Origin of the sequence: Paucisalibacillus globulus DSM 18846 (assembly GCF_000482485.1) — a bacterium.
Classification (GTDB): domain Bacteria; phylum Bacillota; class Bacilli; order Bacillales; family Amphibacillaceae; genus Ornithinibacillus; species Ornithinibacillus globulus.
Genome location: NZ_AXVK01000015.1, coordinates 169,936 through 181,955 on the forward strand (window position 1 = coordinate 169,936; position 12,020 = coordinate 181,955).

The following is a 12,020-nucleotide window of genomic DNA, read 5'->3' on the forward strand; positions in this document are numbered from 1 at the left end:
ATATCACTTTATGGATGCTTAGCGCACTTCAAACAAATACAATAATTCAAACCAAAACTGCCTCACGGTAAACAATCACATAAAGAAAAGGGCTGACTAGGGACTTTAATTCCGCTTCAGATTGTACATCTGGTTGGGAGCAAAGAATCCTAGTCAGCCTCTTTGGTTAAAGTTAGTTGAATATTTTAAGCACTTTCTTTTGGTAACTTTGTAATTTCTTCTGAAACTGTTCCATCAGTAAAATAAAGCTTAGGACTTCCATTTTCATTGATGACAGTTTCTTTTGTAATCACACATTTATTAATATCTTCTCTTGATGGAAGTTCAAACATAACATCGAGCATAATGGTTTCAATGATGGAACGTAAACCACGTGCACCAGTATTTCGTTCAATTGCTTTTTTCGCAATTTCCTTCAGTGCTTCCTCTTCAAATTCAAGCTCAACATTATCAATTTGGAATAACTTCTCATACTGCTTTACAAGAGCATTCTTAGGCTTTGTTAAAATTTCTATCAATGCATCTTCATCTAATGGCTCTAGACTACCAATTACTGGTAGTCTCCCAATAAATTCAGGGATCAAACCAAATCGATGTAAATCTTCAGGTAATACTTTAGCTAACAGTTGGCCTTTGTTTAATTCTTCTTGCTTTTCATTTGCTCCAAAACCAATAACTTTTTTACCAAGTCTTCTTTTAATAATTTGTTCACTACCATCAAAGGCTCCACCACAAATAAATAAGATATTTGTTGTATCGATTTGAATGAACTCTTGATGCGGATGCTTACGGCCACCTTGTGGAGGCACACTTGCAACAGTTCCTTCTAAGATTTTTAAAAGAGCTTGTTGTACACCTTCACCAGAAACATCTCTTGTAATGGACGGGTTCTCTGATTTACGAGCAACCTTGTCTATCTCATCAATATAAATAATACCTTTTTCAGCTTTTTCTATATCATAATCAGCTGATTGAATAAGCTTTAGAAGAATATTTTCAACATCTTCACCAACATATCCTGCTTCTGTTAAAGATGTAGCATCTGCCATTGCAAAAGGCACATTTAGAATTCGAGCTAAGGTTTGAGCTAGTAATGTCTTACCACTGCCTGTTGGTCCTATCATAGCAATGTTACTTTTTGATAATTCAACATCATCATTACTTTTTGGTGAGTTAATACGCTTATAGTGATTATATACAGCAACAGAAAGATTCTTTTTAGCTTTTTCTTGTCCAATTACATAATCATCTAAAATCTCACAGATTTCCTTTGGTTTTGGAACTTCTTTAAATTCCATTTCCTCTTCTGTTCCAAGCTCTTCTTCTACGATTTCAGTACAAAGTTCAATACATTCATCACATATATAAACGCCAGGACCAGCAACTAATTTACGTACTTGTTCTTGGCTTTTTCCACAAAACGAACACTTTAGCTGCCCTTTTTCATCATTAAATTTAAACATAAGATTTCACCCCTAAAGTTTCTGGTCAAATAACACAAAACGTTAAGTTATAATAGTTATCATATCAGAAGGTGTTTTGAAAACAAAATAATTTACCCTGAGGTTGTTATTTTAGTTTATTTTACTTTGTATTCCAATCTAATTGTATTTGATAACCAATTCATTTTGTATTTTACTAATTTATTTTAGTATATGTCACTATGCCCAATAAAATTGACAATGAAACACGCAAGTCTGGACTTTGTTTTTAATCATACTAAAAAATTCTTTAAATTACTAAAGAAAAGGGTTGATTTGTTGCCCTTTTTTGAATGTCTCGTAAAATGCACGGTACACAAAAAATTAGTATTTCTTTTAAACCTTGCGTGTAAAAAAACAAGGTACGAAATTTCGCACCTTGTTTTTTGTATCGTAACAGTTTTGTATTTAATTATGCAACTGTTTTACTGTTGTCTACTAAGAAATCAATAGCTTTACGGAATAATAGATCTTCTTTAACAGCATCTAAATTACCGCCAAGCATTTGTTTTAATTGTTCTGTATCCGTTCCATACATACCAGCCATTGTTTCTAATTCAGCATTTACATCCTCATCAGTTACGTCAAGGTTTTCTGCTTTAACAATAGCTTCTAAAGTAAGATTAGTTTTCACACGCTTACCTGCATCTTCACGCATTTGTTCCTTTAATGCTTCTTCGTCTTGACCAGAGAATTGGTAGTAAAGATCTAAAGTCATTCCTTGCATTTGTAAACGTTGTTCGAATTCACGCATCATGCGATCAAGTTCTGTATCAACCATAACTTCTGGAACTTCAACTTCAGCATTATCAGTAGCTTTATTAATTAATTCTTCACGCTTTGCATTTTCTGCACTTTGTTTTTTCTCAGATTCTAGTTGCTCACGCTTTTTAGTTTTTAGTGCATCTAGAGTTTCTACTTCATCATCCACATCTTTTGCAAATTCATCATCAAGCTCAGGTAGCTCTTTTGATTTAATTTCATGGATAGTAACTTTGAAAGTAGCTTCTTTTCCAGCTAATTCTTCTGCATGATAATCTTCTGGGAAAGTAACTTGGATGTCAGTTTCAACTCCCACTTCTTTACCAACTAATTTTTCTTCAAATCCAGGAATAAATTGACCTGAACCAATTTCAAGTGAATGATTTTCACCTTTTCCACCATCGAATGCTTCACCATCTAAGAAGCCTTCAAAGTCCATTACAACAGTGTCGCCTTCTTCTACAGATCCCTCTTCTTTTACAACTAATTCAGCATGACGCTCTCTTAATTGGTTTAATTCATTATCTACATCTTCATCAGTTACCGTTACGTCTTGTTCTTCAACTTCTAGATCCTTGTATTCACCTAGTTTTACTTCGGGCTTAACTGTTACATCTGCAGTAAATACGATAGCCTTACCTCTTTCAATTTCTTCAATATCAATGCTCGGTTGATCAATTGGCTCAATACCAGATTCTTCAACTGCTTTTACATAGGCATTAGGAAGTACGATATCAACTGCATCTTGATATAATGATTCTATACCAAAACGTTTTTCAAACATTGCACGAGGCATTTTACCTTTACGGAAACCTGGAACTTGAACTGTTTTAACAACCTTTGCGAAGGCCTTGTCTAAAGCCGCATCAAATTCTTCAGCAGAAACTTCAAACGTTAGAACTCCTTCATTACCTTCTTTTTTCTCCCATTTTACTGACATATAAATTCCCTCCAAAATCTATTATTTCCATTAACTACTTAAATTCATTAATTAGATTTGATATTGTTTTAATAAACCCTTAGTATATTTACAACCATCTTATTATACCATAATTACATGCCCTTTCAAGCCATAAGCAAAAGTTCCTTTGTTAATCTTCAATGATAGATAGGTATAGATGCTCACCTTTTTTTATTTCATCAAAATAGTATTTAACATGGTCATCTACTGGTTCATTACCATCTTGATTTAAAAGAAGATGAATCATTTTTATTAAAGTGTCCGAGATTAACTCTTTTTCACTACTTAGTGGAATTATTGGATACTGTACGTAAAGATAACGATATAACGAATCCATCAAGAACCGATACATAATTGGATCATTTTGTTCAATATTTCTTAAATCAAATATAATTTCTTTGTATAAATTTAGTTCTTCTAAATCCGGTATGTCCACCGGCTTTACCTCTAATTCTTTCCCAAGTTTATTAACCATAACCTGATTTGAATAATTTAGTTCTTTTAACCATAGGAAGATGGCAGTTTTAATAACTGGGTGTACTTTATCATTTTTCAACAATTCTACAACCATATTGTCGGGTTTAATCTTCATTGTTTTTAAACGCATAATACAGCGCCATTGTTTCTTATGATCAGTATTCTGAACAGCTTCAAATAATTCTTCAATGTAGACGGACATTTTCTTCTCTATTAAATCGGATTCCATTTTTTCACTCACATGATAAAGCTGTAAGAATTGTTCTTTGAGTATAGATGGTAGATTTTCGGATGATAATTCCTCTTCAATTCTCTCCATAAGAAGATCATATTTATTCGTTTGAAATAGAATCGTTAAATATATATGTACGTAATGAAAATAATGCTCATCATTTTTATCTTGGATAATTTCTTCACACATATCTTCTGCCTCTTGAAAACGACCTAATTCCATTAAACACATCATTTTACCTATAAGTAGTTCACGATCTTGAACATCATATTGAATTAATGTATTTATTTTATCTAATGCTTCTATATATCTCTTCTCTTGTAAATCTTGAAGACTTTCATCTCTTAAGGTTGTTTTCCATTTAGGAAATAGAATAACCTTTTCATCCTCAGTACGCATGATTGACTTCCCCTCCTTTAATTAGTTAGTTTATACGAAAGGAATACGTAAAATACTTACTAATCATATATCACCAAATATGAAAAAAGAAACCTATAAATATAGGTTTCTTAACATTAGCGTCCCAGGAGAGATTCGAACTCCCGACCCACAGCTTAGAAGGCTGTTGCTCTATCCTGCTGAGCTACTGGGACATATGTATTATGGAGCGGGTGATGGGAATCGAACCCACGACATCAGCTTGGAAGGCTGGAGTTTTACCATTAAACTACACCCGCATTGAAATTAGGTTTTTGTATTTAATTTTGTTGACCGCACCATTTGTGGTCCATTATGCCTCTCAGTCTTCTAGCTTATTCGAAGATGTTAATTTCTCGAGGCAACTCGTAGCAGATTCGTTGGGAGCGTTGCTCGTTACTACACTCGCATAGGTGTTTAAAAAATATTAAATTCCGTTAACCTAGGTGGCTCGTTTTGATCACAAGATTTATTATATGCAGTTTTGTATTTAAAGTCAACACTTAATTTTATTTCAGAAAATTAATATATTTTTCAGTTGAAGGACGCTATTAAAAATCATCCTTCAACCGTTTCCTACAAGGAGGTTACAAAAGATAAGTCTTCAACCTTTTGACCTTCTTGAGTAAAAAAGCTTATCTCCACTTTATCCGAAGATTGCCATGTGAGAACAGCATACGTCCTTTCTACCCTTAATCTTGGCAAACGAATACTTCCTGGATTTATGAATAACTTATTATCAACTTTTTCTGCACCGGCTATATGCGAATGTCCGAAGCAAACAACATTAGCAGATCCTTCTTCAGCTCGATAAGCTAAATTCATTAGATTCATTTTCACATTATGTAAGTGCCCATGGACAACAAAAAATGTTATACCATTAATTACTTTTTTCTGTTCGTTTGGGAAATCCCCATAGAAATCACAGTTGCCCGCAACTGTGATAACACCCTCTAATTCGTTAGCATCATCCGTTAATTCAGAATCTCCACAGTGAATTACATAATCTGCCTGCTCGCGAATTTTAATTTCTTCAATTTCTTTTGTTAATCCATGACTATCACTCATAATAATAACTTTCGTCATGATATCCTCTCCACTAGACTAGTTTTTGTATCCAATCTTCAAGCTGTATTATTGCATTACTCCGATGACTAATCTTGTTTTTTTCGTCTGGAGAAAGCTCTGCCATGGTCTGTTGTAGTCCATCCGGAATAAATATAGGATCATAACCAAAACCATGATTTCCTACTTCTTCCGTACCAATTGTTCCTTCACAAAGACCTTTCTTAAAGATTGTCTTCTGACCAGGAACAGAAACAGATATTACACAAACAAATCTAGCTGTTCGCTGTTCTTCTGGAACACTTCCTAATTCACTTAATACTTTTTCGATGTTTTTTTTATCATCTTTTGGTTCCCCTGCATAACGAGCAGAAAAGATACCTGGTCGCCCGTCTAATGCATCAACTACTAGCCCTGAATCATCGGCCATAACTGGAATATTTAGTATTTCGGCAATTCCTTCTGACTTTAAAGCTGCATTTTCTTCAAACGTTGATCCTGTTTCCTCAATATCTGGAAGTTCTTGTTCTAGATCTAATAATGAAACTGCTTTTATTCCATATCGTTCAAATAATGTTTGAAATTCTTTAGCTTTTCCCACATTCTTTGTTGCAATTAAAACTTCTTTCATTAGCTATACTCCTTATTTAACAGTTTCACCGATTCGTGTTGCTAGTTCTCCTAACGCTTCTTTTTGCTTCATGAAGATTTCTTTCAATCCCTCATCGGCAAGCTTTAAAAGTGTTTGCAATTGATTCATGGAAAATGTAGCTTCTTCCCCTGTTCCTTGGATTTCTACAAATTCACCTGATCCAGTCATAACAATATTCATATCAACATTCGCATTAGAATCCTCTTCATAGTTAAGATCAAGTATTTCTGTTCCATCTGGAAGTACACCTACTGAAGTAGCCCCGAGAAAATCCGTAACAGGCATTTTCTTTAATGTGTTTTTTTCTAAAAGTTTTCCGAATGCAAGAACTAGTGCAACATATGCACCAGTTATCGATGCTGTACGTGTACCACCGTCCGCTTGTATAACATCACAATCTATCCAAACGGTTCTTTCACCAATATTATCTAAATCAACTACTGAGCGAAGCGCTCTACCAATAAGTCGTTGGATTTCCATCGTTCTTCCAGATACTTTTCCTTTTGAAGATTCACGGATATTTCTATCTTGGGTTGCACGTGGTAACATGGCATATTCTGCAGTGATCCAGCCTTTTCCTTGTCCACGCATAAAAGGAGGAACCCTGTCTTCAATTGTAGCGTTGCAAATTACTTTTGTTTCCCCTACTTGGATTAAGACAGAGCCTTCAGGATGTTTAGTAAAATTTGTTATTATCGTAATAGGTCTTAAACTATTTATATTTCTTTGATCAGTTCTCACATTAATTCCTCCTTGTCTAGAGATTAGCTTATCATATTTTACTGGAAAGATTCACCTTATTACAATTGTTTTAGACAAATATAAGAATAACCCATTTTCACTCTTCCTTAAGCATAGTAACTGTATGTATTAAATAACATCATATAAAATCCAGAGAGGAGAAATATTCCTCAAATAATAGTACATTTATGTTAATTCTTCTGTATGTCGCAAAGTTTTGTACTTTCCTAACTAACTAAAAAAAGAGCAGACTAATCTGCTCTTCTAAAATAGTATTACTATAATTTTTCTGATGGTGTAAGTGATTCGCGTGTTACAGGTTCAGAGTAAACTTCTCCACTCTCATTGGCAATTTGTTCAACATTTTCTACTTTGATGTTAACTGCTTCAATAGATTCTTGTTCTGTTAAAGTGCGAACCAAGGTCTCCATTACTTCATCAGCAATTACTCCATTTCCTTTATCTATTAAGATATCTTGATTAAATACTAGTTCAAGAACGCCACTATTTAATGTTGGCCCATCTAATAACATCGTTTCATCATTAAACACATGCATTAAATTAGTATCATAAGTTGGACCTTCAATTAATGCATCCACAATAGATTGATTAACATCTCCATCCTTAACTTCAATATATTGTGTTACAGGAACAAAATATTGGTTATCATCATGTTCTGTAGGAAAATACATGGTAACTGCTTTACTACTAATTAAATCTACAGTATCCGTTTGAACAATATTGATTCCGTTAGTTCTTGTATAACCGTTTGCAATTGGTGTTCCATTTACCGGCATAGCATCTAAGTCTTTTCCAGCTACACGTAACTTAACCCGTTTAATGGAATCAAATTGGGTTAATGTGAATGTCATTGCCTCTAGAATTCGTAACTCATCTTCAGAAGCATATTCATTAAACTCTTCTGATAAATCAACAGTTGCTGTGCCTTCTTCAATACTTAAACCAAGTATTTCTGTTCCAGTAGGTAAAACTGCTTGGAAACCATTAGGTATTAATGCTGTTACTGGGCCATCCTGCACTAGATATTCCAAGACTTGTGAGGCTACTTCTTTGGACTCTGGAACTGGTAACTCAACAGTTTGTGGTGCTACAAGACCATTAGAATCTAGCAAAAATAATTGACGGACAACTGTCTGAGCTGACTCTTCTTTTTCTTCTGCATTATCTACCGCTTCATCATCATTAGCTTGTTCCTCTTGTCCATCTACAGCTTCTGCATTTGGTGGTGGATCCATATCAGGGAGAGATTGTTCTCCTTGGAAACATCCAGTTAATAATAACAACGTACATAATGATGCAAGTAACATTAGCAAATATTGCTTTCTCATGTCATTCCCTCCTACGATGGTTTGTACTACTATGTATACGAGCCTTTTTAAAATTTAGACCTTATCATTTTAAAAAATCTACCCTTCATGTATGAAAAATAAGTTCAAAAGGGGCCTATCCCTCAAAAAACAAACATTGTTTTTTGGAAGGATAAACCCCTTTTTGTGTAAGTCATGCTAATGTGTTATATAAGCTTTTTCTATAGCAACGGATTTTAAATTATCAATCGAACTATTAAAAATACTTTTAGTTAAAGAAGTAAAATTTTCCACATCACCAGTTGTAAAAAATTGATGATAACATAGTTCAGTTCCATCGTTTAATAACTGGTTCATTTGTAATATCGTACTTGTTTCCCTAGCAGTTTCTTCACTCGAAGATATTAATGTGATGTCTGGTCCAACAACTTGTTGAATCACTTCTTTTAATAATGGATAATGGGTACAACCTAAAATCAGTGAATCCATCTTGTCAAATTTTTTTAATGGTAGTAGTGCTTTCTCCACTGTCTGTTCAACTAACCCACCAGATAGTATTCCTTGCTCAACTATCGGTACAAATGTCGGACAGGCTAAGGATACAGTTTTCAAATCTGGCTTTAGCATATTTAATGCATTGGCATATGCATTACTTCGAATCGTTCCTTCAGTACCAATAATACCTACATGGTTATTTAAAGTTAGCTTTATAGCCGCTCTCGCCCCAGGTTGAATAACACCAACAACAGGTATAGAAAGCTTCTTCTGTAATTCTTCTAATGTATATGCAGTGGCTGTATTGCAGGCTACAACTAGCATCTTAATATCTTTTGTTAAAAGGAAATCAACCATTTCCCAAGTAAAACGTATTATTTCATCAGCTGACCTTGGCCCATACGGACATCGTAGTGTATCCCCAAGATATATAAGTTTTTCTCTTGGAAGTTGTCTCATTAATTCATGTACAACTGTTAATCCACCTACTCCTGAGTCAATGACACCAATTGGTTTATTCAAATTTACCGCCTCTTCTAGGATGTTATTTTTCATTTACAGTTTTCATTTGATGATGCAATAAATTAAGTAGTTCAATTAAAGTTTCTGTTTGATCCTCACTAAAATTTTCGAGAACTTCATTTAGATAATTTTGTCGTTTCAAAATTACTTCCTCAATGATACGATGGCCCTTTTCTAAAACATGTATACGAACAACACGTCGATCATTTGTATCACGAACGCGTTCAACTAAGTCATTTTTTTCCATGCGATCTACTAAATCTGTTGTTGTACTAAAAGCTAGACCGTTTTTAGAGGATAGTTCTCCAATAGTTAGGTCCCCTTCTTCCCTTAACCATTGAAGTGCAATGAATTGTGGGTTAGTGATCGGATAATTATTTAATATTTTACGACCATTTTGCTTGATTGCTCCCGATATATGTCGAAGTGTTTTTTCTAATTGTGCTATAGATTCTGTTGAATTGTTGTTTTCCAAGACGTTACCTCCCGAACTTCCAATCATATAGTCATATTTTATCATAAAGCTGAGAAAAACCTATGATTTATTTATTAAAAAGAATTTTTCCTAGGTAAAAGTAGTTATGATACTATATTTCTAACATTCATGAAATGTGCGCACCTATTACTACTCCATACATAAGCTATTAGTGACTAAATAATTTCCCTTCATACCGCAGCTCTATGACAGCAAGGAGGGGTTAACATTTGAAGGACAACGAGTATAAACCGAAGCAATTATTAACAAAACGAGAAAAAGAAGTATTTGAACTCTTAGTTCAAGACAAAACAACTAAGGAAATTGCCCAGGAATTATTTATTTCCGAAAAAACTGTCCGTAACCACATTTCAAATGCTATGCAAAAATTAGGAGTCAAGGGGCGTTCACAGGCAGTTGTAGAGCTCATTCGTATGGGTGAATTAAAGCTCTAGAAAAAACCGACTTTCCTTAATCGGAAGTCGGTTTTTATTTATTGCTTTTTTCTAAAGGATTGTAATTCCCATCCATTTTTATATTCATTTTATCGCGATCAGAATTACTTCAATTAAATAGCCGCTATGTTGTTGATATAAATAATATTACAGGCCTGCTTCAGTTGCAGCATAATCAGCGTCTTCACTACTGAAGCCTTCATAAATTAATTGATCTACTAAACCACTTCTAGAAAACGCTGAGTAATCGAAATAGTCTTTTGCCGCTTGAACTGCTTGTTCTCTCCAGTCGACAGTGATATTTTCTACTGCATAAGTTGCATCCTCATTGCTGTGACCTTCATACAATAGTTGTTCAATTAAAGCGCTTTTGGAAAATGCTGTGTAAGCCAAATAATCTTCAGCTGCTATTACTGCTTGTTCTCTCCAATTTACAGTAATATTTTCTACTGCATAAGTTGCATCTCTATTGCTAAAACCTTCATACTCAAGCTGTTCAATTAAACCACTTTTGGAAAATACCGTATTATCCAAATAATCTTCAGCCATTCTTACAGCTTGCTGTTGTTCCATCGTTCCTCCGTTTTCATCCTTTTTCTCTTCTTGCTTAGTTTCTTCTACCTTAGTCTCATCTTCTTCTTTTTTAGCTACCTCTGTTTTAGCCTGTTGCTTCTTCCATATCTTGTTCTGACTCATTAGCCGCCTCTACCTTGTCCTCTTCTTTAGCTATATCGTCATTTGTTTCCGCACTGCTACTAATACCACCATTACGATAAGAGCCATTAAGACCATTAGTATTTTTTTCATTGGAAAAACACCCCCTCTTTTAAATTTTTTTCTCAGGCAAATCCACTAGTATTGCATAAAAAGGTATCTGAATTTTGCTGTTTTAATCTTATTTTTAATAGAGCCAAAAAAGTAAATACTCAACTTAAAGTGGCTCCATCCATTTGGAATTCCACAAGGATGCCCTTAAAAAAAGGCTGATTTGTAAGAGATTACGCTTACTATTCGTCTCATTTTGAACGAGTACATTTAAACAAAATACGATAAGTGCAATAAACACCTGATTGTAAACTGCTGATTCACTTTGACCGTAGATTTTTTTGATGTTCACATGTTGTTTCATCCACTTGAAAAATAATTCAATGGCCCAGCGTGATTTGTACATTTCTGAAATTTTTTCGGCGCTTAAATCAAAACGGTTTGTAACTAATTGAAGTATATTTCCTTTTGTATCTTCAACTCTAACTAGTCGAAAGTAATTCTCAGCTCGGTATTGAGTCGTGCCAATCAACACCATTTGATCCGATAAGACCGTTGAATCTTCAGATAGTTTAAATTCATCAACTACTCATATAAACGCATTTTATCACAGTCTAGAAAGGAAAAAGTAACCATCATCCGTCATGCGATCAAAGCGTTCGTAATCCAGGTAGCCACGGTCGAACACATACATGCATTCTTTGTCATCTACTAATACTTCAAGCTGGTTGCGAACATGTTCTTTCGCATTAGTTAAAACAGCTTTTTCAGGATAAGATATTCCTTTTTCCATAAATACAAGTTTTAGATGCACTTTCACACCTGCGGAATTCGGCCCTTTTATGATTGGTTAAATTCAGTGGCAGCGTGATTGAGTCAATGATTTTCAATGGCATCACAAGCTTTGTATAATGTGTTTTCAAATGAATTCGAGACACTAAATCAAGGAATAGTCTCTGAAATATATCTGGATTCATACCGCCTAAGCGACGAGACAGCTGAGAAATACTGAATGAATCAAGATCGATTTCCTTTTGGAGTTGGTCATTGAAAAGACAATCGTTTGGTTCATGTAAACTCTCAACTTCTTGTAGCTGCGCAAAAAGTAATAGTTTTAGAAATGACTCTGTCGTTAGTTTTTTCGTACAGTAATCTAATTTCATCGTTTTCATCAATAAATCTTCAAATAATT

At 34.3% G+C, this 12,020-nt stretch carries 12 protein-coding genes, 2 tRNA genes and 1 pseudogene; 1 reads left to right on the forward strand and 14 read right to left on the reverse strand.

Annotated features, from left to right (window positions below):
* Window positions 1-185: 185 nt before the first annotated feature.
* The 11 genes from clpX to K332_RS0104430 all read right to left on the reverse strand — a co-directional run bounded on the left by clpX (window position 186) and on the right by K332_RS0104430 (window position 9,608).
* Window positions 186-1,463, reverse strand: a complete 1,278-nt coding sequence (gene clpX / locus K332_RS0104380; RefSeq protein WP_026906356.1) for an ATP-dependent protease ATP-binding subunit ClpX — start codon at window positions 1,461-1,463, stop codon at window positions 186-188.
* Between the two features lie 430 nt (window positions 1,464-1,893).
* Window positions 1,894-3,183: a trigger factor gene (tig, locus tag K332_RS0104385; RefSeq protein WP_026906357.1), complete on the reverse strand. Its 1,290-nt coding sequence runs from the start codon at window positions 3,181-3,183 to the stop codon at window positions 1,894-1,896.
* Between the two features lie 151 nt (window positions 3,184-3,334).
* Entirely contained in the window at window positions 3,335-4,312 is a 978-nt protein-coding gene (locus K332_RS0104390) for a tetratricopeptide repeat protein (RefSeq protein WP_026906358.1), read from the reverse strand.
* A gap of 120 nt (window positions 4,313-4,432) precedes the next feature.
* Window positions 4,433-4,506 (reverse strand) — tRNA-Arg (locus K332_RS0104395).
* Window positions 4,507-4,516: 10 nt separating this feature from the next.
* A tRNA-Gly gene (locus K332_RS0104400) sits at window positions 4,517-4,590 on the reverse strand.
* A 316-nt stretch (window positions 4,591-4,906) separates the two neighbouring features.
* Entirely contained in the window at window positions 4,907-5,416 is a 510-nt protein-coding gene (locus K332_RS0104405) for a metallophosphoesterase family protein (RefSeq protein WP_026906359.1), read from the reverse strand.
* Window positions 5,417-5,429: 13 nt separating this feature from the next.
* Window positions 5,430-6,026, reverse strand: coding sequence for an XTP/dITP diphosphatase (locus tag K332_RS0104410; RefSeq protein WP_026906360.1), 597 nt, complete (start codon window positions 6,024-6,026; stop codon window positions 5,430-5,432).
* 12 nt (window positions 6,027-6,038) lie between these two features.
* The gene (gene rph, locus K332_RS0104415) at window positions 6,039-6,788 is read right to left on the reverse strand and encodes a ribonuclease PH (protein WP_026906361.1); all 750 of its coding nucleotides are present in this window, start codon (window positions 6,786-6,788) and stop codon (window positions 6,039-6,041) included.
* A 278-nt stretch (window positions 6,789-7,066) separates the two neighbouring features.
* The gene (locus K332_RS0104420; protein ID WP_026906362.1) at window positions 7,067-8,137 is read right to left on the reverse strand and encodes a GerMN domain-containing protein; all 1,071 of its coding nucleotides are present in this window, start codon (window positions 8,135-8,137) and stop codon (window positions 7,067-7,069) included.
* Window positions 8,138-8,314: 177 nt separating this feature from the next.
* Window positions 8,315-9,133, reverse strand: coding sequence for a glutamate racemase (gene racE / locus K332_RS0104425; RefSeq protein ID WP_026906363.1), 819 nt, complete (start codon window positions 9,131-9,133; stop codon window positions 8,315-8,317).
* A gap of 22 nt (window positions 9,134-9,155) precedes the next feature.
* Entirely contained in the window at window positions 9,156-9,608 is a 453-nt protein-coding gene (locus K332_RS0104430) for a MarR family winged helix-turn-helix transcriptional regulator (RefSeq protein ID WP_026906364.1), read from the reverse strand.
* Window positions 9,609-9,838: 230 nt separating this feature from the next.
* On the opposite strand from K332_RS0104430, the gene K332_RS0104435 reads away from it, so the two are divergent.
* On the forward strand, window positions 9,839-10,063 hold the full coding sequence (locus tag K332_RS0104435; protein WP_010099041.1) for a helix-turn-helix domain-containing protein: 225 nt from the start codon (window positions 9,839-9,841) through the stop codon (window positions 10,061-10,063).
* A gap of 147 nt (window positions 10,064-10,210) precedes the next feature.
* Here K332_RS0104435 and K332_RS21905 read toward each other — a convergent pair whose 3' ends face one another.
* The 3 genes and pseudogenes from K332_RS21905 to K332_RS24835 all read right to left on the reverse strand — a co-directional run bounded on the left by K332_RS21905 (window position 10,211) and on the right by K332_RS24835 (window position 12,000).
* On the reverse strand, window positions 10,211-10,759 hold the full coding sequence (locus tag K332_RS21905) for an Ltp family lipoprotein (RefSeq protein ID WP_051359344.1): 549 nt from the start codon (window positions 10,757-10,759) through the stop codon (window positions 10,211-10,213).
* 235 nt (window positions 10,760-10,994) lie between these two features.
* Window positions 10,995-11,621, reverse strand: a pseudogene (locus K332_RS24830) (IS4 family transposase).
* Entirely contained in the window at window positions 11,596-12,000 is a 405-nt protein-coding gene (locus K332_RS24835) for a DUF4372 domain-containing protein (RefSeq protein WP_425414442.1), read from the reverse strand. Before K332_RS24835 ends, K332_RS24830 begins: the two are co-directional and overlap by 26 nt.
* Window positions 12,001-12,020 lie beyond the last annotated feature (20 nt).